The sequence below is a fragment of the Pedomonas mirosovicensis genome (assembly GCF_022569295.1).
Classification (GTDB): Bacteria; Pseudomonadota; Alphaproteobacteria; order Sphingomonadales; family Sphingomonadaceae; genus Pedomonas; species Pedomonas mirosovicensis.
Map to the genome: position 1 here is coordinate 784832 of NZ_JAKFIA010000002.1, position 21248 is coordinate 806079.

Genomic DNA, 21248 nt, shown 5'->3' on the forward strand with positions numbered 1-21248 from the left:
AATGGTGACATTCTGGATGGTTCCAGCCCGGCCAGCACAGCCTTTACTCTTTTCCCCGTACATTCGCTGCCTGTCGCGGCTGACCCTGCTTCGAGCGACAAGCTTGCGGTCGTATGCTGCGGCACGGCGTATGCATGGATTCAATAAAACACCTAAATATATTTAACTTTATTTTACCGTTATCTTGATTGGATAGGATTTGATAAAATATTTTTATTGCCGTTATGTGTTGCGGGGGCGATCCAATGGACGATGCAAACATGAAGATCCTTAAAGATCAGCCCACTATGGCCATGCTTGCCCCTAACCATTACGACCGTACAACAGAAAGAAGCGCTTTTGATCGGCTGGCCGCTTTGGCAGCCTACGGCATTCCGGATGCTCCCAGAGAAGCCAGCCTGGACGCGATTGTGCAGTTGGCTGCGGCGATCCTCGAGGCGCCCATGGCCGCCATTTGCCTGGTTGCGGATAAAAGGCTGTGGTTCCCTGCTGAGCTCGGCCTTGGCCTCAGTCAGATCCCTCTCGAGGGATCTCAAAGCGCACATGTGCTCTTACAATCGGGGATCATTTCGATTCCGGACCTGGCCAGCGCACCCAGCCGTGACGGCATTCCCTTCATCGCAGCTATTCCCGGCGTGCGCTTCTACGCGGGAGCCGGGCTGAGCACGCCCTACGGGACGCCTCTGGGCGTATTATGCGTTCTTGATACCAAGCCTCGGCCCGATGGAATAAACGAACACCAATACAAGGCGCTCCAGACCCTCGCAGACCAGATTGTCGGACACCTCGAGCGCCGGCGACTGGAAACGGTTCTGCATCGAACGGAGCAACAGCTAGACACTGTTTTCAATCAGGTCAGGGTCGGCATTCTCCAGCGAGATTTCAACCACCGTGTACTGATGGTCAATGAGCAGTTCTGCAGGCTGGTTGGCCGCAGCGCCGACGAGTTGACGGGATTGCCGATGTCGGCCTTCACCCACCCGGATGACGTGGCCTGGAACCAGCGTGTGTTCGAAGAGCGCCTGCAGTATGGCCAGCCGTTCCAGGTCGAGAAGCGCTATGTGCGGCCAGATGGAACTGTTGTCTGGTGCAACGTCCATGTCATCTTTGTCCGCGACAAGAAAGGCAACCTGACATCTACGATCGCAGTTGTCGACGACATCACCGATCGGCGGGCTGCCGAGCAGGAAGTCTGGGCAAGCCGGGAATTGTTGCAGACTGTAATCGACAGTCTACCCGATATTATTTTCGTCAAGGACCAGACCGGGCGGCTGGTGCTGGTCAACCGGACAGCCTCTGAGCACTTGGGGCTGCGCGCTGGCTCACTGGAAGAAGGTCGCGTTCCTGCTCAATCCATCCAGACCCATTTTCACCATGATCGTCACGTGATGATGTCAGGGACCCCGCTCGCCCTGGATGAAGTCATCGAGATCCAGGGCGAGAAGCGCATTCTTCATAATGTGAAGGTGCCATGGTTCCGCGGCGGCAAGGCCGTCGGCGTCGTCAGCGTCGCGCGCGATGTCACGGAATCCATGCGGGCGCTGGAGGCCTTGCGTGAAAGCGAAGAGCATTACCGCTTCTCTGTTGAACTCAGCCCGCAAGTCCCGTGGACGGCTACGCCTGACGGGCGCATCGACGAAGTCGGGCCGCGGTGGGCGTCGCTGACGGGGATGGATCCGGCCGAAGCGCGCGGCAACGGATGGATCGCCTCCATTCACCCCGATGACGCCAGCGCAACCAGAACCGCCTGGGCCGATGCCGTGCAGTCCGGCAAACCTTTTGATGTCGTGTACAGAATCCGAACGGTTGAAGGAAACTACCGTTGGTGTCGCGCCCGCGCCTCTCCCCGCCTGGACAAGGATGGCAGGATCGTCCGCTGGTACGGCACCCTCGAAGATGTCCATGACCACAGGCTTGCCAGCGAGGCTGTCCGCGCCAGCGAGGAGCAGCTGCAGCTGGCAATCGAGGCTGCAGGAATTGGCATCTGGGACTGTGATTTGCGATCCGGCGCACTTCGCTGGTCCGACCACCTACGGGACATTTTCGGTCTCGATCAAGCCTCCCCTGCCAGGCTCGAGACTGTGCTCCCGCTCATTCACCCTGATGACAGAGACGAGGCGGAAGCTCTGCTGAGCGGCCAGGGTTCTGCCGCGGGGGAGGCCTTCAAGTCCTGCTTCCGGCTGCGCCCTGGTGCCGACAACGATTGGCGTTGGCTTGCCGTCGACGGCCGCAGGCTTACAGATCAGCACGGCGCTCCGCGAAGGCTCATTCTCAGCATTCGGGACATTACGGAGAGGCGCATTGCTGATGAGCGCGTTCGGTGGGCCGCTACGCATGACTCCCTAACCCGCCTGCCCAATCGATCCCTGTTCCAGGAGCGCCTGAATGAAGCGCTCGCACATGCCGCTGCAACGGCAGGGAAAGTGGGCCTCCTCCTGCTGGATGTTGATGAGTTCAAGCGTATCAATGACAGTCTGGGCCATATTGCCGGTGATGCCCTGCTCAAGGAGCTGAGCAAGCGACTTCAGGCAACGGTTGGCAGTGATGCTCTTGTCGCACGCCTTGCTGGCGATGAATTCGTGATTTTGCTGGAGCAGGTTGCAAGCGTCGACGCTATGGAAGCCATCGCCCATGCCGTTCTTGATCGCCTGCGCCAGCCCTTCTCTTACGAGGGACGCACGCTTGACTGCAGGGCCAGCATCGGAGCCAGCCTCTTCCCCGACCACGCCGCTGATCCGGTCGAGCTGTTCAAACACGCAGACATTGCTCTTTACACCGCCAAGAAGGCCGGCCGAGGCGGACTGGAGCTGTTCCGGCCCGAGATGCGAGCCGATATGCAGCGCCGCATCTCCATGCTGCATCTGGCGCGCGAAGCTTTGGACAGCCGCCAGGTCTTTCCCTTCTACCAACCGAAGGTCGACCTTGTCTCGGGAAGGATCATCGGCTTCGAAGCCCTGCTCAGATGGCGGCACGCCCAAGGAATCCAGCCTCCAGCCACAATTGCCGCTGCTTTTGAGGAATTCGAGCTGGCCGTTGGCCTTGGCCAGAGAATGTTCGAATGCGTTCTGGCGGATATGCAGCGGTGGCGACGCCAGGGGATCGATTTTGGGCATGTTGCCATCAATGTTTCAGCGGCAGAGTTCCGGAGTGGCGATCTGGCTGAGCGGATGCTGAGCGGTTTGCAGGCTGCGGGCATCTCGCCTGACCTGTTGGAGTTGGAAGTAACAGAGACAGTTTTCCTGGGCTCGGGTTCGGGTGATGTTGAGCGCGCCCTCAGGGCACTGAGCGAGGCTGGTGTACGAATTGCCCTGGATGATTTTGGCACCGGCTATGCCTCTCTCAGCCATTTGAAACAGTTTCCTGTCGATATTTTGAAAATCGATCGGAGCTTCGTCCGAAATTTAGAAACCAACGCCAGCGATGCGGCAATTGTCAGCACCGTAATCACTCTCGGACAGAGCCTTGGCATCGCCATCGTGGCGGAGGGAATAGAGACACCTGCTCAGGCTGATTATCTGCGCTCAAGGGGCTGTGCCTTTGGACAGGGGTATATGTACGGCAAGCCGATGTCATCAAACGACGCCGAGCGGCTACTCGCCGAATGGGATCCGCACCGCATTGCAGCCCGTACTCAGGGATCAGACTGATCCGAAGACCCGGCCTGGCGGATCGTCCACTCAGCTTTTGCCGCTCGGCGCCACGTTTGGCTCCAAGCCTTAACCTGGCCAGGCTGACCCAAGGATAATCGAACAGAAGTTCATCCGCTTGTATGTTGGATCCTTCAGCGCCAGCACATCGGCCTTGACGTTGCCGAAGGTCGTCTGCGGCTTCTTCCTGATGCCGTTGGCGAAGTGCTCAATGATGTTTTCCTTGAAATTCGTCTCGCGCGGGTGGCACGCGCAGACCGCATGGCGATGCTCGTGCGAGAATTCATCATAGGCAATGCCGAGAACGTCCATCTCAACGCCGGCGGTAACCAATGCGATCGTCGGGCGCATATGCTCAGGAATGCCCGGCGTCGTGTGAAGGGCAATTGCCGTCCAAACATCTTCAATGTCGCGCTCAGGGATGCCATATCCCTTCATGAAGTCTCGCGCCGCATTGGCGCCATCGACCTCGAACCGCAGGTCAGGGCTCGCGTAGCGCTCCGTCAGTCCCATGTCATGAAACATGGCGCCCAGGTAGAGAAGCTCAGGGTCGTACTTCAGCCCCCGGCGCTCCCCGGTCAGCGCGCCCCAGAAGAACACCCGGCGGCTGTGATTATAGAGCAAGTCATCCTCTGTATCGCGAACGAGCTGGGTTGCGGCGCGTGCGATAGGGCTATCCGGCACTCGGATGCCGGCGATTGTCTGAGACATGAGAATAGACTCCATCCTTGGGCAAGCCTCCAGCGCGGCGTGACGCGTCACGCGAAAGGCATTGCCGGTTTCTGGTTGGGAGCCGCGCCGCCTGCTTGCAACTGGGCAAGGAGAGGACGGCTTCCAGCTGGATGTGTGCCGCCATCGGCACTGATGCTCAATCGGCGGCAGGCGGCCGATCAGGACAAGGAGGCATCGTTTCGCGCCATGGAAGGCCCGAAGGATCCTCCGTGACGGCAGGCCGCCTTGCGCTGCGAGATTTTCCGCCGGTCTACGCCGGTTCGGCGCGGCGGAAGCTGGCGCGATACTGGGCGGGCGTGACCCCAAGACGGGCGGAAAAGACGATCCTCATGCGATCCGCCGAGCCGAAGCCGCAGTCATAGGCAACCGTTTTTAGCGGCCGATCGCTGCCCTCCAGCATCATGCGCGCCGCATCCACGCGCGCCCGCTCGATGAACTCATGCGGCGTGATCCCCGTTTCCTGAACGAAATGCCGCAAGAACGTCCGCGGGCTCATTCCAATCACCGCCGCGAGCGATCCCAACGTGTGACGGCCCTTGATGTTGGCCATAACATGATCCTGGATGCGCGCGATCGGCGAGGCCGGATCAGCGGGGGCAGTAAGATAGGGGCTGAACTGAGACTGTCCGCCTTGACGCTGGGCCACCACGACCAACCGCTTCGCGACCTTAAGGGCTATTTCAGCTCCATGCCGCTGCCCCACCAGCGCCAGGGTCAGATCTATCCCGGCCGTCACTCCGGCCGAGGTGATGAGACGCCCATCGCGAACATAGATCAGATCCGGCTCAACTTTAGCCTTTGGAAACTTTGCGGCCAGCGCCTGTGCGTCTTGCCAGTGGGTCGTCACCCGCCGGTCATCCAGAAGACCAGCATGGCCAAGGATGAAGGCCCCGGTGCAGATCGAGCCATAAATGCTCGCGCGTGATGGTGCGGTTTTGACCCACTGCACTAAGCGCGGATCCGGCGCTGCTGCTGGCAGCCCAGGCCCGCCAGCCACCAGAATGATATCAAAGCCGCCCAGCGCCTCCTCGAAGGTGAGATCAGCCATCATTCGCATGCCGTTCGACGCGCGCAGCGGAGCCCTGTCTGCCGCGACCAGCATGATTTCGTAGCGCTCTGCGCCATCTAGATAGGTATTTGCCTCCGTGAACACATCCACGGGCCCTGCAACATCCAGTGCCTGGACGCCTTCATGGATTACGATCGCAACAGCTTGAACCGACACCGCGCACCGCCTCTTCCTGTTTGCAGCCTCTGTTATACAGGCGAACCAGTCACTTCCGGTCAGCCTGCTCGTCGAAGGCCCGGCGCGCGGTCTCCACCTTTGCCAGGTTCTGCTCGGCCCAGATCCAGACGCCGCAGAAGGCCGCGCTCAGCGTGGAGCCAAGCTCGGTCAGCTGATACTCCACCTTCGGCGGAATGACCGGATAGACGGTCCGGCTTACCAGACCGTCGCGCTCCATCTGGCGAAGCGTCTGCGTCAGCATCTTCTGACTGATCTTCCCCACAAGCTTGCCAAGTCGGGTGAACCGAACAGTCCCGTGTTCGGTAAGCACCTCAAGAATGAGCATGGTCCACTTGTCGGCCACGCGGCCGATCAGCTCGGTCACCAATGCCTCAACGCGTGGATCGATTTCCTCGGGTGGTGGGGGAGCTGCCCCGAGGGCAGCAGTGGCTACGGCATGGCCTTTCGCCTGTGCAACACTCATAAGGTCACTCTCTTTTTGGTAAGTATAAATCTTTCAGGTGCCTACTTTCTTGAGGTTTGTAGCCTTTATATGGATCGGGCGGCAACATCCACATTGCGGAGACCGACCATGAAGCCTTCTGGAAACACCATTCTGATTACGGGCGGCACATCGGGGATCGGCCGTGAACTCGCCCATCAGTTCCATGGGCTCGACAACAAGGTCATTATTGCCGGGCGCCGCAAGGCACTCCTTGATGAAATCACGTCGGCCCATCCCGGCATGGTGGGATATGTTCTGGACGTCGACGATGCTCAGGCGATCCAGGACTTCGCAGCGAAGATGGCTGCGGACCACCCGGATCTGAACGTGCTTCTGAACAACGCCGGAATCATGAAAGCCGAAGACCTCACAGCTGAGACGATCGATCTGTCAGTGGCCGAGGCGACGATCATAACGAACCTGCTTGCCCCGATCCGTCTGACGGCGACCCTCCTCCCGCATCTGCGGCGGCGTCCGCAAGCAACAATCATTAATGTGTCGTCGGGTCTTGCCTTCGTACCCCTCGTGGGTGCCCCAACCTACAGCGCCACAAAGGCGGCACTCCATTCGTACACGATCTCGCTGCGTCGTCAGTTGCGGGACACGTCCGTTGAAGTGCTGGAGCTGATCCCCCCCGTCCGTGCAGACCGATCTCATGCCGGGCCACGCCGAGGATCCGCATGCCATGCCGCTTGCGGACTTCATCACTGAAACGATGGCTGCATTTCAGGAACAGCCCACTCCTTTGGAAATCAAGGTGAAACGCGTGGCGTTTCTGCGGGACGCCGAAGCTGAAGGCAGATTCGAGCAGACACTCGATATGCTCAACGGCACGCATTGACGGGCTGGGCAAGCGGGAAAGCCAGAGGCTTTGCCGCGCGCGACAGCATCGATGATCACTGCCGGCGCTATTGTTCCGGCTTCGCCACGGGCGGAGACTGGGGCGGCAACGTCGGGTCGACGACCGCGCCGCGCGAGAGGTCGCGCGGCGCTTGCCTGCTGCCTGCCGGCAGAGCGCCCGGTGGCCGTTCCAGAAGGCGATGGATGCGCGGCGGCTCCTCCCCGCGATGGAAGGCGAGCACCCGGCGATCCACCTCCCGGTCCGCCACCGTGATGCGAGCGCGCTGGTGCAGATGCTCCCCCCAGGTGGCGCTATGGTAGCGCTCGATCCACAACTCCGGTTGCGTCAGGTCCTGCATCAGCGACCATCCCCTCGCCCCGTTCCGTTGCCGGATGCGGCGGCGCTCATCCATGACGGCGAGAAAGGCCATGGCATCGCCGGGGTCCACACGATATTCGATCTGGAGGACGACAGGGCCGCTCCGCAGGTCCAGTTCCACCTTGGGCGTGGGCAAAGCATCCCGGTAAACAGGGGTAAGGTCGAGGGTTTCCATCTGCGGCAAGCGCCGCCACAAGCCAAGGGCAGCGCTGGCGAGCACCGCAATGCCTGAGGCCACCATGGCGTCGGCAAGGCCCACCTGCTCCGCGAAATGGCCCCAAAGCCAGCTGCCGATCGCCATGCCGCCGAAGGTGACGGTCTGGTAGACGGCGAGCGCCCGGGCCACCACCCACCGGGGCGAGGACATCTGTACCGAAACGTTGAAGGTGGACAGGGCAAGCACCCACCCGGCACCGGCAAGCAGCAGCCCGGCCATGGTGAGCGGCAGCACCGTGCTGACGCCGGCGATGGCCGTTCCGATGCCATAACCGGCCATGGCCCAGCGCACCAAGGTTTCGTTGCGGAGTCTGCGGCGAAGGTGGGTGGAAACAAAGGCCCCGAGTACGGCCCCGATGCCGAAAGCCCCAAGGATGAGGCCATAGGTCAGCGGACCGCCATGCAGCCGTTCCCGCGCGATGAGCGCCATCAAGGCCCAGACCGCACTGCCGGCAACGCCGAAGCTGAGGCCACGCAGCAGCACGCGACTGATCGCCGGGGCCATGACGGCGTAGCGGATGCCGGCCATCATGGCGGAGGCCAAGGGCTCGCGCGGCAATTGCCGCGGGGGCGGATTGCGCCGCCAACCGACGAGAACCGTAATCAGCCCCACGTAGCTCAGCGCATTGGCAAGAAATGCCGCCGCCGCGCCCGCCGCGGCGACCAGAGCGCCGCCGATGGCCGGTCCGACGCTACGGGCAATGTTGAAGCTGATGCTGTTGAGGGCAACCGCGCCCGGCAGATCCTCGCGCGGCACCTGCTCGCCAACCGATGCCTGCCAGGCGGGACCATTCAGCGCCGTGCCGCACCCGACCAGGAAGGTTAGAGACAGCAGCAGCCAGGGGGTCATCAGGCCAAGGAAGGTGATGGCCGTCAGCGCAATGGATACGGCCAGCATCAGCCCCTGCGCCGCGATCATCACCACCCGCCGATCGAAATTGTCGGCAATGGCCCCGGCGGCGAGCGAGAACAGCATGATCGGCAGGGTGGTCGAAGCCTGGACCAATGCCACCATGTCCGCCGAGCCGGCGATGGACGTCATCATCCATGACGCGCCGACAGACTGGATCAGGCTGCCAAAGTTCGAGATCAGGCTGGCAATCCAGATCGCCCGGAATACCGGGTGCCGGAACGGCGAGAAAGGCGACTGGCGCGCCGCGGTGTCCGGGGCCTGCCCCTCCGTCATGACAGTGGCCGTGGATCAGGGAATGAGCAGGGCATCATGGGTTCGCTCCGCCAAACAACATCGGCGCACAAGCATATAGAATCAAGACTGGATTCGCCCAGTTCAGCGATGGCGGCTGATCGGGGATCCCAAAAGCGCCCATGGCCTCTGAGGCGGAAAGATCATTGTGCCGGTCGCAAGATATTCCGCCCAATATGGTGCGGGCCGAGGCTCGCACAGCAAGCCCCGGCCCTTCCAGCCCGCATTGCGCCATGGGAGGCGCAACGCATGTTCTATTTAGTTCCGAGCCCGCTGAGCCTTCATGGCCTCGCGCGCGGCCTGCCGCTCGGCGGCGGTCACGACGCCGTTGTGGTCGGCGTCCATCTTATCGAACCGGGCCAGGGCCGGGCCTTCGAACTCCGCCTTGGAGATCAGGCCATCGCCATTGGCATCTCGCAGGGCGCCCATGGAGCCGGCATGCCGGAAGCCGTGGCCGCGCTTGCCGAAGTGGGCATGGCGCTTGCCATCACCCTGCCTGGCATGATCCGCCCGCTTGTCATGGGCGGCCTGCATCTCGGCCAGGGTGATCGCTCCGTTGCCGTCCGTATCCAGACGCTTGAACTGCTGGGCGATCCGCGCATCCCGCGCCGCTTTCAGCTCGGCCGTCGCGATAGTGCCGTCCTTATTGGCATCGAACTTGGCAAAGCGCGCATCCAGCCGCTCGACCAGCTTGGCGCGCTGCAGGTCAGCCTTGGGCGCCGGCTGGCCCGCGCCCGGCTGGGCGACGGCGATACCGGCCGAAAGCAGGGTCAGGGCGGAGAGGCCGGCGGCGATCAACGTCTTTTTCATGGGGCAGATCCTTCTTGTCCTAAGGCACCCTTGGGCGCCGTCAGGATCGGTTTTCGCAGCCCACTGTCGCGGGAGTTTGTCGAGGGAGGCCTGAAATTGTCGCAAATTGTCGCAAGCGAAATGGCCGGTCAGTCGGCCGTCAGGGCAGCCGTAAAACAGCTGCAAGACCACCTTCCGGACGGTTGGCAAGCGTGAGCGTGCCGCCATGGCTTTCGGCCACGGCCCTGGCGATGGCCAGTCCTAAGCCGCTGCCGCCAGTCTTTCGGCTGCGGGAGGACTCGACCCGGTAAAAGGGCTCCAGCACCCGCTCCAGCTCTCCCAGGGGCAGACCGGGGCCATTATCAAGCACAGCAATTTCCACGACCCTTCCCGCGCGACGTACTTGGAGGCGCGCGGAGCCTGCGTATTTGAGAGCATTATCGACAAGATTGCGGATGGCCCGCCTGAGCAGATTCGGCTGGACCGCAAGGACCAGTCGTTCGGACGGCATCATCGCAACGTCATGGCCAAGCTCCGCGTAATCCTCGCAGAGCGCATCGACGAGCGCCGTTACATCCATGTCCCGCGCTGTCTCTCGCGCGCGGCCGGAGCGGGCGAGCACGAGAATATCCTCCATCATCGCCGTCAACTCCTCGATGCTGGCAGTCACCCGCGCGCGCTCCTCCTCCGGCTCCATCCCTTCGAGGCGAATGCGGATGGAGGCGAGCGGCGTCCGCAGATCATGGCCAATGGCGCCCAGCATCCGGTCCTTTTCATCCAGAAGCGCCAGCACCCGGTGGTTCATGGCGTTGAAGGCTTCGATGGCGCGCCGCAAGTCCTGCGGCCCGCGCGGCTCGACCGCTGCCGGCGCGGTGCGCCCGGCAAACTGCTCGGCGGCGCGGGTCAGGTCGCCAAGCGGCCGGGACAGCCGCCGGGCGATGAACAGCGCCGCGCCCAGTACGATGAGGTAGAGAACGATGGTTGCCAGCACCAGCCGCACGGTCAGCAGCGGGTCGCGGGGCGGAAGGAAAATTCTGGCATTCAGCCACTGGCCGTCTTCAAGCCGCACCGACAGAAACAGCGCCTCGGCCCTGCGCTCAAGACCCGAGCCGGGCGTGCGACGACCAACCCAGCGGATAGCGGCGCGGATATCATCGGCGGGCAGATCGGCTGCGGCAAGCTCAGCTCTCAGCCGCTCCTCCGTTGCCTCCCGCCGCTGGACATTCTGGCGGATACGCGGTCGCGGATCGAGCGTGAAGCGGGCGCCGCGCCGTGAGGCATCAACGAGGACAAGATTCCGAAATTCTTCAGGAGCCTGAGCATAATCCGCAATCGTTGCGGCGAAGCGGTTGATGGCCGGGCCTTCGTTCCTGGCCAGGCTCAGCTTTTGCCGTTCGTTGAGAATGAGGCCAAAGTTGAACAGCTGCGCGATCAAAAGCGCCCCTCCGATGAGAAGCGCCATCTGCCCGGCGAGGCTCCGGGGGAGGAAGCGCCTCACAGCCGGCGCACGTCGGCGGCGAGCGTATAGCCCCCGCCCCACACGGTCTTGATGAGTTTGGGTTCGCGTGGGTCTTCTTCGATCTTTTTCGCAGGCGGCTGATATGGTTATCGATGCTGCGCTCGAATGCCGCCAGTTCCCGGCCCTGGCTCAGATCCAGCAGCTGGTCGCGGGTCAGAACCCGCTTGGGATGGGTGACGAACGCCAGCAGCAGATTGTATTCGCCGGTTGAGAGCGGCACGGCAACGCCATCCGTTCCCACCAGCTCGCGCTCTCCGGTCTTCAAGACCCAGGACCCAAAGGCATACCCTTCCGCCTCGGGCGCATGGACAGGAGCGCCGCCGGCCCCCGTGGTCCGCCGCAGCACGGCCTTGATGCGGGCAAGCAGCTCGCGCGGGGAGAAGGGCTTGGTCACATAGTCGTCCGCCCCGATTTCAAGGCCGACGATCCGATCCGTCTCCTCGGTCTTGGCGGTGAGCAAGATAACCGGAATGCTGGCGGTGGCGCGGATGAAGCTGGTGAGCGCCAGCCCGTCCTCGCCGGGCATCATGATGTCGAGGAGCACCAGATCGATGGCATGGGCCGCCAGGATCTGGCGGGCCGCCGCCGCGTTCTCGGCCTTGGAGACGCGCACGCCATTGCGGCTGAGGTAGGCGGCCAACGGATCGCGGATATCCCGTTCGTCATCGACGATGAGGATGTGAGGCTCCGTCGTCATCGCTTCGCCCTTGCTGCCTGCAACAAAAAGGCTCCATCCAAGCCATGGGTGGAGCCTTTTCTTCTTAGTTGATCAGGACGCTGGTCACAACGGCGGCAACAATGCCGCTGGTGATGCCGACCAGGACCGCATCGTTGCCCGAGCGGACCCAGTGATAGCCGCGCGGCGCATCGTGCAGGCGGTAGCGATGCGGATCCTTGATGATGACATAGCGAGGCGCATAGCGATGGTCGAAGCGATCCCCCTGTGCCAGGCGCGATACTCCACATGGCGCCGAGCCGGAACACGGACGACCTTGGTGACCACTTCCCGATGCACCTCGACATGCCGGTGACCCATATGCTCGTACCGGCCCCGATCGTGACCGGGAGCAGCCATGACTGGCGTGGTCGTGGCAAGAACCGAAACAGCAAGCGCGGCAATGACGAACTTCTTCACGGGGACTTCTCCATTAACGCCGACTTCTGGCGATAAGGAGACAGTGCCATCGGCCTGTCGCAGGATTTTCGCCGCCACGCTTCGAAATTGTCGCAAATTGTATCTGCCCTGCGGCTGCGCGCTTGCGCCGGCCCCTTATACCGGCGGCAGACCGGGCAGCAGCTTATCAAGCGTAACCGGATAATCACGCACGCGCATGCCGGTGGCGTTGTAAATGGCATTCACCACCGCCGCACCGGCTCCGGAGATGCTCAGCTCCCCCAGCCCCTTGGCGTGGAGCGGGTTGGCGAAGGGATCGCGCTCCGGCAAAAACTCCACATCCAGATGCGGCACATCGGCATGCACCGGCACATGATATTCTGCAAGATCGCGGTTCACGATCTTGCCGTTGCGCGGATCATGAAGCAGCTCTTCGCTCAGCGCCGCGCCGATGCCGAAGATGATGCCGCCAATGCACTGTGAGCGCGCGGTTTTCTCATTCAAAATACGCCCGGAGGCAAAGCGGCTGACCCAGCGAACCACGCGAATTTCACCGGTGACGGCATTGACCTTCACTTCGCAGAAATGCGCGCCATAGGCCGCCTGCCGGGTTTCCTTCTGCATCGAACCGGGCTCGATCTTGCCATAGGCGCTCAGCCCTGAACCAATAAGAGACTCCAAGGGCTGGCTGCGGTTCGCGCAGATCGCCTTGCCGTCCTTCAGGACCAGCTCCTCGGCGGTGCAGCCCATGGCCTCAGCCAGCTTTTCACGCAAGCTCTGGCAGGCGAGATAAACTGACGAGCCGCTGCTGGCCGCACCCCATGAGCCGCCCGATCCGGCTGCCGGCGCAAAGCGGGTGTCGCCCAGGCACACGTCGATCCGATCCACCGGCAAGCCGAGAATTTCCGCGGCGATCTGGGCCAAAATCGTATAGGTGCCGGTGCCGATATCGGTCATATCCGTCTCGATGACCGCTCGGCCTTCAGGCGTCAGAAAGACACGGGCCTCGGACTTATGCAGGAGGTTGCTGCGCGCCGCCGCCGCCATGCCGTGGCCGATGAGCCATTCGCCCTCGCGTCGCCCGCCCGGCGTGCGGTTACGCGCTTCCCAGCCGAAGCGCTGCGCCGCCTCATCGAGACATTCGACAAACTGGCGAGTTGAATAACGGTGACCCGTTTCGGGATCGACCGGCGGGTCGTTGCGCTTTCTGAGATCGACAGGGTCCAGCTCAAGCTTTTCGGCCAGTTCGTCCATGGCGCATTCAAGCGCGAGCATGCCAGCCGCCTCGCCCGGCGCGCGCATCGAGCCGGACAGCAGCCAGTTCATGCGGACGATATCATGAGTAATGCGCCGGGCCTCGCCCGCATAGAGAAAATGGGTGGCTGCGCCCGCCGGCTCGAAGAAATCCTCCCGCTCGAGGTTGCTGCAGAGCGTCTCGTGGCCGACTGCAAGCAGCCGACCGTCGCGGGTTGCGCCCAAACGGATGCGCTGGCGCGTGTTGGAGCGGCGAACGGTGGCATCGAAAACCTGCTGGCGGGTCATGACCGCCTTGACCGGCCGGCCCAGCTTGCGGGAGGCGATGGCTGCGGCCACCGCCTCTGACGCAATGCCAAGCTTGGAGCCGAAACCGCCACCCACATAGGCCGAGACGATCCGCACCTGTTCGAGCGGCAAATCAAGCGCATCGGCAAGCTGCTTGCGATTATAGGCCGGCATCTGGAGAGAACCGTAAAGCGTAACGCTGTCGCCTTCCCACACGGCGATGGAGGCGTGCAGCTCCATGGCGGCGCTGTTCTGGCTCGGCGTGGTCCAGACGGCATCAACGGTTACCTCCGCCGCCGCCATTGCCGCATCAATATCGCCCTGATTGTGGTGCGCCTCGAGAAAACCGCCGGAGGGCTTCTCCGCCGTCTCAAGGCGCCCCTCGAAGTCAAAGCAGCCAGGTTCGGGTTGCCAGTCGATTACAACCTCGTGCGCGGCTGCCCGTGCCTGCTCGAATGTCTCGGCAACCACAAGCGCGACAGGCTCTCCGTAGTACTGCACGTCGCGCACGCCCTGTTCAGGAGCCTCTGCCTGGGCCCCTTGCTGCGGGTTGCGAATGAACGCATCGAGATCCACAAGAACATCCAGCACGCCCGGCATGGCGCGTGCAGCCTCAACATCGATGCGGTTTATGCGCCCGCGCCCGAACTTGGCGCTGACCAGAAATCCGTGCGCCATGTTTTCGAGCTGGTATTCCGCCGCATAGGTCGCCTTGCCGGAGACTTTCCTGGGGCCATCGATGCGGTCGATGGGGCGGCTGATTACCGCCTGCACACCGGTATCGAGCAGGCTATGCTCAACGGGGCGATCCATTTTAAAGAAGGTGATGTCGTTCACTGGATCCCTCCGCCGGTCAGCTCGCGTAAGGCGGCGACGAGCACCCGGCGCGCGAGCGGTATCTTGAAGTCATTGCTGCCGTAGCCCTGGGCCTCGCCAAGCAGGATATCAGCTGCGGCTTCAAACAATGCCGGTGATGGCTCCTGCCCCAGCAGTCGTTCCTCGACGCGCGGATCGCGCCAGGGCATGTGCGCCAGCCCGCCGAACGCCAGGGCGACGGACGAAATCCGTCCCTCCTTCATGTCCAGAACACCCGCCACCGAGACCAGCGCAAAGGCATAGGAAGCGCGATCCCGCACCTTGCGGTAAAGCTGCTGTCCCGGCGGTGGTGGGGGAAGTTCGATGTGGGTGATGAGTTCGCCCGGCTCCAGAATATTTTCGATATGCGGCGTGTCGCCGGGCAGGCAGTAGAAATCCGCGATGGGGATACGCCGGCCATCCCCCTGCGACCGCAGGGTCACGATGGTGGCATCCAGAGCCCGCATGGCAACCGCCATGTCGGAAGGGTGGGTTGCGATGCAATGTTCGGAAGTGCCGAGAATGGCCAGATTGCGGTTGAACCCCTCGCGCGCGGAACAGCCGGAGCCGGGCGCACGCTTGTTGCAGTCCATGCCGGGATCATAGAAATAATAGCAGCGCGTGCGCTGGAGCAGGTTGCCGCCGGTCGAGGCCTTGTTGCGGAGCTGGCCCGTGGCTCCGGCCAGCAACGCCCGGCTGAGCACCGGGTAATGGCGGCGCACCACCGGATGGGCGGCCAAATCCGCGTTCGGCATTAATGCGCCGATCAAAAGGCCGCCCTCCTCCGTTTCCTTCATGTCGGCAAGGTCGAGCCGGCTGATATCAACGAGGCGTTGTGGCGCCATGATCTGAAGCTTCATGAGGTCGAGAAGGTTCGTGCCTCCGGCGATGAACCGCGCCTCCCCCATGCCGCAGGCGCTGACGGCTGCCTCCGGGCTGTCGGCGCGCACATAATCGAAGGCCTTCATTGCCTGCTCTCCACCACGTCGCGGATCGCATCGACGATATTGGGATAGGCCGAGCACCGGCAGAGGTTGCCGCTCATCCGCTCACGGATTTCCGCGTCCGTCAGTCCGGGGGGATGGTCCAGCTCCGGGCTCACATGGCTGGGCCAGCCCCTGGCAACCTCGTCAATCATCCCAACGGCCGAGCAGATCTGGCCGGGCGTGCAGTAGCCGCATTGGAAGGCATCGTGCCGCACGAAGGCCTGCTGCAAGGAATGCAGCGCCTCCGGCGTGCCCAGCCCTTCGATGGTCGTGATGGCGTCGCCCTCGTGCATGACAGCCAGGGTGAGGCAGGAATTGATGCGCCGGCCGTTGACCAGAATGGTGCAGGCCCCGCATTGCCCGTGATCGCAGCCCTTCTTGGTGCCGGTCAGCCCCAGATGCTCGCGCAGCAGATCGAGAAGCGATGTGCGGACATCTGCGTTTACTTCATATGGCGTGTTGTTGACGATGAAGCGCATGTCGCCCCCCACTCGTTTCCTGACGGGGTGAACGCGCGTTCGCAGTATGGTTTCCGCTGGTTCCGGTTTCTTATCCTCTTGTAGGGCAGGCTGTGGCCTTGACGCACCTAAGGCCGGGCTCGGCCGTCATCAATACATCCGCTTACAATATCGTCTTCACCAAGCCGCCCGAGGAAGCGGCAATGGCCGGCGCCCAGGCCTGCGGTTGCCTGCAAACAAGGCTGGCAAATTCCTCGACCGGACGGTAAGCCTTTGAAACCATCAAGAATTGGCATGGGACGCGGCCCGGTTGGGGAGAACCGGGTAATCCCCGGTCGTTCCAGACGCCGACAACGGATGGCAAGATACACCCTGTGGTTTGCGACCCTGGCAAGTCTTGTGGCTGGTTGCGTTGCTGAGCAGAACATAGAGGTGGCGGCTGCGGCCCGGAAGGACCCGGTTACCGGGCAAATGGCTGGCCATGCACAGGAGGGAGACCGAAATGGCGACAGCGACGGCTGAGGACAGGGTGGTCCATGCGTCACGGAATACGGGCTCGGTGGGAATGCCCGGCTTTGGCAACCACTTCGCCACGGAGGCGGTGCCGGGCGCGCTGCCCATCGGCCAGAATTCGCCGCAGCAGGTGCCCTTCGGCCTCTACGCCGAACTGATCTCGGGTACGGCCTTTACCGCGCCGCGGGCGGAGAACCGGCGCACCTGGATGTATCGCCTGCGCCCCACCGCCAGCCACCCGGCCTACAAGCCCTATGCGCGCGAGACGCTCCTGCGCGCCGCCCCGTTCGAGGAGGCCCCGCCCCCGCCCAACCGTTTGCGCTGGGACCCGCTGCCGATGCCGGCGGAGCCAACCGATTTCGTGGATGGCCTTGTCACCTACGGGGGCAATGGAGACGTGGGCACGGGCGCTGGCCTTGCCATTCACCTCTATGCCGCCAACCAGTCGATGGAGAACCGGGTGTTCTATTCGGCGGACGGCGAACTGCTGATCGTGCCGCAATCCGGCCGGCTGGGGCTGGAGACAGAACTGGGCGCTTTCGAGGTCGAGCCGCAGCAGATTGCCGTCATTCCCCGCGGCGTGCGCTTCCGCGTGAGACTGCCGGACGGCGCGGCGACAGGCTATGTGTGCGAGAACTACGGCGCGCCGTTTCGCCTGCCCGAGCTGGGGCCGATCGGCTCCAACGGCCTTGCCAACCCGCGCGACTTCGAGACCCCGCAGGCATGGTTCGAGGACAGGGACGAACCGACGCAAGTGGTGCAGAAATTCCAGGGGCGGCTGTGGACGATGGCGCTCGACCACTCGCCGCTCGATGTAGTGGCCTGGCATGGCAACCTTGCGCCCTACCGCTATGACCTCAGGCGGTTCAACACCATCAACACGGTGAGCTTCGACCACCCGGATCCGTCGATCTTCACGGTGCTGACCGCGCCCTCGGAGACGCCCGGCACCGCCAACTGCGATTTCGTCATCTTCCCGCCACGCTGGATGGTGGCCGAGCACACCTTCCGCCCGCCGTGGTTCCACCGCAACGTGATGAACGAATTCATGGGGCTGATCCACGGCGCTTACGACGCCAAGGCTGGGGGCTTCCTGCCGGGCGGGGCGTCGCTGCACAATCAGATGTCCGGCCACGGCCCGGACAAGGCGAGCTATGAGAAGGCGGTTGCGGCCGAGCTTGCGCCGCACAAGATCGAGAACACCATGGCGTTCATGTTCGAGAGCCGCTGGGTCATCCGCCCCACCCGCTGGGCGCTGGAGACCCCGCTGCTGCAACAGGATTATGACGCGTGCTGGGGCGGATTTGAGAAGGCGAAATTGTAATTATGACGGTTGTTATTGATGAAACCCACGACCCGGCCCTCAAAAGCTGGGTCGCCTCGGCCAACGGCCATGCGGATTTCCCCATCCAGAACTTGCCGCTGGGTATCTTCAGCCCGCCCGGCCAGGTGCCGCGCGGCGGCGTTGCCATCGGCGATATGATCCTCGATCTGGCGGGCGCGGTGGAAGCCGGGTTGTTCGAAGGCGTGCCGCTGCTGGCGGCACGCGCCGCCATGGGCGATACGCTCAACCCGCTGCTGGCGATGGAGGCGGAGCCGCGCCGGGCGCTGCGCCGCCGCCTCTCCGCCCTGTTCGCCGAGGGCAGCCCGGAGCGCACCAAGGTGGAGCCGCTGTTGCACAGGGCGCAGGACTGCGCCATGCACCTGCCTGCCCGCATTGGCGACTACACGGATTTTTACGTGGGCATTCACCATGCCACCAACGTCGGGCGGGTGTTCCGTCCGGATAACCCGCTGCTGCCCAACTACAAGCACGTGCCGATCGGCTACCATGGGCGGGCCTCGTCCATCCGCGCCTCGGGCGCGCCGGTGCGCCGCCCCAACGGCCAGCGCAAGGCCCCGGACGCGGATGCGCCCACCTTCGGCCCCTCCCAGCGGCTCGACTATGAGCTGGAAATGGGCATCTGGATCGCCGAAGGCAATGAACTGGGCGAGCCCATCCCGATCCAGGCGGCGGACCGGCACATCGCCGGGCTGTGTCTCCTCAACGACTGGTCGGCGCGCGACCTGCAAGCGTGGGAATACCAGCCGCTGGGGCCGTTCCTCGCCAAGAATTTCCTGACGACCATCTCGCCGTGGATTGTGACGGCCGAGGCGCTGGCCCCGTTCCGCATTGCCCAACCGCCCCGGCCCGAGGGCGACCCCCGACCCCTGCCCTACCTGTGGAGCGAGGAGGACCAGAAGGCGGGCGCCTTCGCCATCGAGCTTGAGGTCTCCATCGCTTCCGCCAGGATGCGGGAGGAGCGCGTACCGCCGATGCGGCTGAGCCGGGGCCCGGCCAGCAACATGTACTGGACGGCAGCGCAGATCATCACCCACCACGCCTCGAACGGCTGCAACTTGCAACCGGGCGATTTGCTCGGCACAGGCACCATCTCGGCCCCGACGGACGACGGCTTCGGCAGCCTTCTCGAAATCACCCGTGGCGGCAAGCAGCCCATCACCCTGCCGACAGGCGAGACACGCACCTTCCTGCAGGATGGCGACCAACTGTTCCTGAGTGGCCGGGCGCAGCGAGAGGGATATGTGCCGATCGGCTTTGGCCCCTGCCACGGCATCATCATCCCAGCCCCGGCGGCGTAAGGACTGGTTTTATGGAAATCGTCCTCTACGGTTATTGGCGCTCCGGCACGTCCTACCGGACGCGGATTGCCCTTAACCTCAAGGGCCTGAGCTACCGGCAGACGACGCTCGACCTGCGCGCCGGGGCGCAGAACAGCCCTGAGTACAAGGCGCTCAACCCGCAAGGGCTGCTGCCCGCGCTGGAGGTGGACGGCGCGACGCTGACGCAAAGCCCGGCCATTCTGGAGTGGCTGGAAGAGCGGTTTCCCGAGCCGCCGCTCTTGCCGAAGACTATGGACGAGCGGGCCATCGTGCGGGCGATGGCCGCCACCATCGGCTGCGATATTCACCCGCTCAACAACCTGCGGGTCTTGAAGGCGCTGAAGGGCAGCTTGGGCGCGAGCCAGGAGCAGGTGAACAGCTGGATCGCCCGCTGGATCGGCGACGGTTTCGCGGCGCTGGAGCAGGCTATCGCCCGTCATGGCCAAGGCTTCGCCTATGGCGACGCGCCGACGCTGGTCGACTGCTACCTGGTGCCACAGGTCTATTCCGCCGAGCGGTTCGGGGTTGATCTCTCCCCCTATCCGAAGCTGATGGAAGCGGCTTCGCTGGCGCGCAGCCTGCCCGCTTTTGCTGCCGCCCATCCCGACAATCAGCCCGACGCTGACTGACTGCTGAGCCGGGCTGCTTCGCCCCCCGTTGACGGGCGGGCAGTTTCGTAATATCAATAGTTACATGAAAAGGAACAGCCAGCTCTCCGTTGCCCTTCACGCTCTCCTCCATATGACGGAGCGAGCCGAACCCCTGACCTCGGAAGAACTGGCCGCCTGCTTTCAAATCAACCCGGTGGTCATCCGCCGTACCATGGCGGGCCTACGCGAGGCGGGCCTTGTTGCCTCCGAACGAGGGCACGGCGGCGGCTGGCGCCTGCGGCGGGAGCCCGGCCGCATTTCCCTGCGCGACGTCTATGCCGCCCTTGGCGAGCCGATGGTGTTTCAGATGGCCCCGCATACCGAAAGCCCCGGCTGCATTGTTGAGCAGGCCGTCAACGGGGCCATGGAAGACGCCTTCGAAGAAGCCCGCGCCCTGCTGATGTCCCGCTTCGAGACAATCACCCTGGCGGCGCTGGCTGCCGATATCGCCAAACGCCGCAAGCACTGCTCCAAGGAAGGGTAACCTCGTGACATATGACGCTGTGATCGTTGGAGGCAGCTTTGCCGGTCTTGCCGCCGCCACCATGCTTGCCCGCGCACGCCGCCGGGTGCTGGTGGTCGATGCGGGCAGTCCTCGCAACCGCTTTGCCAGCCATTCCCATGGCCTCATCGGCCAGGACGGCCGGCCTGGGCAGGACATTCTGAGGGACGCCCGAGCCCAGCTGGCCGCCTACCCCACCTGCGAGTTGCAAACGGGCGAAGCCCTCTCCGCCGCGGGTGAGGAGGGCCGGTTCGAGGTAAGGCTGGTGGACGGCGGCGCGGTTTCGGCCAAGCGCCTGCTGCTCGCCACCGGAGTTGCGGACGATCTGCCCGACCTGCCGGGGCTGCACGAGCGCTGGGGCGCAACCGTTCTCCACTGCCCTTACTGCCACGGCTACGAGATTGGCGGCGGGCCCATCGGCGTTCTGGCAACGAACGCCATGGCCGTTCACAAGGCCACACTCGTTGCCGACTGGGGCGATGTTACCCTTTTTACCAATGGCGAGATCACGCCGGATGCTGCAAGCCGGGCCATGCTCGCCAATCGCGGGGTTTTGATCGAGGAAACACCGGTGGCGGGCCTTGAAGGCGAGGCGCCGCAACTGAGCGGCATCCGCCTGACCGACGGCCGGCTGGCGCCCATCCGCGCCCTGTTCGTCGCCGCGCCGGTCCGCATGACGAGCCCGCTCGCCGAGCAGCTTGGCTGCGCCTTTGACGAGACGCCGGTCGGCACGCTCATCCGCACGGATGAGAGCAAGCAGACCAGCATCCCTGGCGTCTATGCGGCCGGAGATGCCGCCAACCCGCGCGCCGCCATCACGGTTGCGGCGGCCGATGGCGTGGTGGCGGGCGCAAGCCTCCACATGGGGCTGGTAATGGCCGAGGCGGGCGGCACAGCCGCCCGCTGAG

General features: G+C 63.6%; 16 protein-coding genes and 2 pseudogenes. 7 read left to right on the forward strand and 11 right to left on the reverse strand.

Annotation, left to right across the window (positions count from 1 at the left end):
• Positions 1 to 245: 245 nt before the first annotated feature.
• Positions 246 to 3647, forward strand: a complete 3402-nt coding sequence (locus L0C21_RS16205; RefSeq protein WP_259279444.1) for an EAL domain-containing protein — start codon at positions 246 to 248, stop codon at positions 3645 to 3647.
• A 69-nt stretch (positions 3648 to 3716) separates the two neighbouring features.
• On the opposite strand, the gene L0C21_RS16210 is transcribed toward L0C21_RS16205, so the two are convergent.
• The 3 genes from L0C21_RS16210 to L0C21_RS16220 form a co-directional block, all read right to left on the reverse strand.
• Positions 3717 to 4358 (reverse strand): HD domain-containing protein, encoded by a 642-nt coding sequence (locus tag L0C21_RS16210; protein WP_259279445.1) that lies wholly within the window; start codon positions 4356 to 4358, stop codon positions 3717 to 3719.
• Positions 4359 to 4629: 271 nt separating this feature from the next.
• Entirely contained in the window at positions 4630 to 5604 is a 975-nt protein-coding gene (locus tag L0C21_RS16215; RefSeq protein ID WP_259279446.1) for a GlxA family transcriptional regulator, read from the reverse strand.
• 49 nt (positions 5605 to 5653) lie between these two features.
• Positions 5654 to 6088: a winged helix-turn-helix transcriptional regulator gene (locus tag L0C21_RS16220; protein WP_259279447.1), complete on the reverse strand. Its 435-nt coding sequence runs from the start codon at positions 6086 to 6088 to the stop codon at positions 5654 to 5656.
• A 108-nt stretch (positions 6089 to 6196) separates the two neighbouring features.
• On the opposite strand from L0C21_RS16220, the pseudogene L0C21_RS16225 reads away from it, so the two are divergent.
• Positions 6197 to 6950: pseudogene (locus tag L0C21_RS16225) on the forward strand (SDR family oxidoreductase).
• A 67-nt stretch (positions 6951 to 7017) separates the two neighbouring features.
• Here L0C21_RS16225 and L0C21_RS16230 read toward each other — a convergent pair.
• From L0C21_RS16230 to L0C21_RS16265, 8 genes and pseudogenes are all read right to left on the reverse strand, one after another.
• Positions 7018 to 8730, reverse strand: coding sequence for an MFS transporter (locus L0C21_RS16230; RefSeq protein WP_259279448.1), 1713 nt, complete (start codon positions 8728 to 8730; stop codon positions 7018 to 7020).
• 276 nt (positions 8731 to 9006) lie between these two features.
• Positions 9007 to 9558, reverse strand: coding sequence for an EF-hand domain-containing protein (locus L0C21_RS16235; protein WP_259279449.1), 552 nt, complete (start codon positions 9556 to 9558; stop codon positions 9007 to 9009).
• A 139-nt stretch (positions 9559 to 9697) separates the two neighbouring features.
• Positions 9698 to 10972, reverse strand: coding sequence for a sensor histidine kinase (locus L0C21_RS16240; RefSeq protein ID WP_259279544.1), 1275 nt, complete (start codon positions 10970 to 10972; stop codon positions 9698 to 9700).
• Between the two features lie 59 nt (positions 10973 to 11031).
• Positions 11032 to 11753, reverse strand: a pseudogene (locus tag L0C21_RS16245) (response regulator).
• A 64-nt stretch (positions 11754 to 11817) separates the two neighbouring features.
• Complete coding sequence (locus L0C21_RS16250) at positions 11818 to 12006, reverse strand: RcnB family protein (protein WP_310593414.1); 189 nt, start codon at positions 12004 to 12006, stop codon at positions 11818 to 11820.
• A gap of 320 nt (positions 12007 to 12326) precedes the next feature.
• Entirely contained in the window at positions 12327 to 14525 is a 2199-nt protein-coding gene (locus L0C21_RS16255) for a xanthine dehydrogenase family protein molybdopterin-binding subunit (RefSeq protein ID WP_259279546.1), read from the reverse strand.
• A gap of 20 nt (positions 14526 to 14545) precedes the next feature.
• Positions 14546 to 15535: an FAD binding domain-containing protein gene (locus tag L0C21_RS16260; protein WP_259279450.1), complete on the reverse strand. Its 990-nt coding sequence runs from the start codon at positions 15533 to 15535 to the stop codon at positions 14546 to 14548.
• Entirely contained in the window at positions 15532 to 16032 is a 501-nt protein-coding gene (locus L0C21_RS16265) for a 2Fe-2S iron-sulfur cluster-binding protein (RefSeq protein ID WP_259279451.1), read from the reverse strand. Before L0C21_RS16265 ends, L0C21_RS16260 begins: the two co-directional genes overlap by 4 nt.
• A 544-nt stretch (positions 16033 to 16576) precedes the next feature.
• Between L0C21_RS16265 and hmgA the strand changes: the two genes are divergently transcribed.
• The 5 genes from hmgA (at position 16577) to L0C21_RS16290 (ending at position 21247) form a co-directional block, all read left to right on the forward strand.
• Positions 16577 to 17848 carry a homogentisate 1,2-dioxygenase gene (gene hmgA, locus L0C21_RS16270; protein WP_259279548.1) on the forward strand — a complete coding sequence of 424 codons (1272 nt, stop codon included), beginning with the start codon at positions 16577 to 16579 and terminating at the stop codon, positions 17846 to 17848.
• Between the two features lie 2 nt (positions 17849 to 17850).
• A complete protein-coding gene (gene fahA, locus L0C21_RS16275) occupies positions 17851 to 19167 on the forward strand; it encodes a fumarylacetoacetase (protein WP_259279452.1) in 1317 nt (438 codons plus the stop codon).
• An 11-nt stretch (positions 19168 to 19178) separates the two neighbouring features.
• Entirely contained in the window at positions 19179 to 19817 is a 639-nt protein-coding gene (gene maiA, locus L0C21_RS16280; protein WP_259279453.1) for a maleylacetoacetate isomerase, read from the forward strand.
• A gap of 64 nt (positions 19818 to 19881) precedes the next feature.
• On the forward strand, positions 19882 to 20322 hold the full coding sequence (locus L0C21_RS16285; RefSeq protein WP_259279454.1) for an Rrf2 family transcriptional regulator: 441 nt from the start codon (positions 19882 to 19884) through the stop codon (positions 20320 to 20322).
• A 4-nt stretch (positions 20323 to 20326) separates the two neighbouring features.
• Entirely contained in the window at positions 20327 to 21247 is a 921-nt protein-coding gene (locus L0C21_RS16290; RefSeq protein WP_259279455.1) for an NAD(P)/FAD-dependent oxidoreductase, read from the forward strand.
• The last annotated feature ends 1 nt before the right edge of the window (position 21248 follow it).

Bases quoted from the DNA above. Each gene is read 5' to 3' on its own strand.
- L0C21_RS16205 (WP_259279444.1), top strand. From the start codon at position 246: ATGGACGATGCAAACATGAAGATCCTTAAAGATCAGCCCACTATGGCC.
- L0C21_RS16210 (WP_259279445.1), bottom strand. From the start codon at position 4,358: ATGTCTCAGACAATCGCCGGCATCCGAGTGCCGGATAGCCCTATCGCA.
- L0C21_RS16220 (WP_259279447.1), bottom strand. From the start codon at position 6,088: ATGAGTGTTGCACAGGCGAAAGGCCATGCCGTAGCCACTGCTGCCCTC.
- L0C21_RS16230 (WP_259279448.1), bottom strand. From the start codon at position 8,730: ATGACGGAGGGGCAGGCCCCGGACACCGCGGCGCGCCAGTCGCCTTTC.
- L0C21_RS16235 (WP_259279449.1), bottom strand. From the start codon at position 9,558: ATGAAAAAGACGTTGATCGCCGCCGGCCTCTCCGCCCTGACCCTGCTT.
- L0C21_RS16255 (WP_259279546.1), bottom strand. From the start codon at position 14,525: ATGGATCGCCCCGTTGAGCATAGCCTGCTCGATACCGGTGTGCAGGCG.
- L0C21_RS16260 (WP_259279450.1), bottom strand. From the start codon at position 15,535: ATGAAGGCCTTCGATTATGTGCGCGCCGACAGCCCGGAGGCAGCCGTC.
- L0C21_RS16265 (WP_259279451.1), bottom strand. From the start codon at position 16,032: ATGCGCTTCATCGTCAACAACACGCCATATGAAGTAAACGCAGATGTC.
- hmgA (WP_259279548.1), top strand. From the start codon at position 16,577: ATGCCCGGCTTTGGCAACCACTTCGCCACGGAGGCGGTGCCGGGCGCG.
- fahA (WP_259279452.1), top strand. From the start codon at position 17,851: ATGACGGTTGTTATTGATGAAACCCACGACCCGGCCCTCAAAAGCTGG.
- maiA (WP_259279453.1), top strand. From the start codon at position 19,179: ATGGAAATCGTCCTCTACGGTTATTGGCGCTCCGGCACGTCCTACCGG.
- L0C21_RS16285 (WP_259279454.1), top strand. From the start codon at position 19,882: ATGAAAAGGAACAGCCAGCTCTCCGTTGCCCTTCACGCTCTCCTCCAT.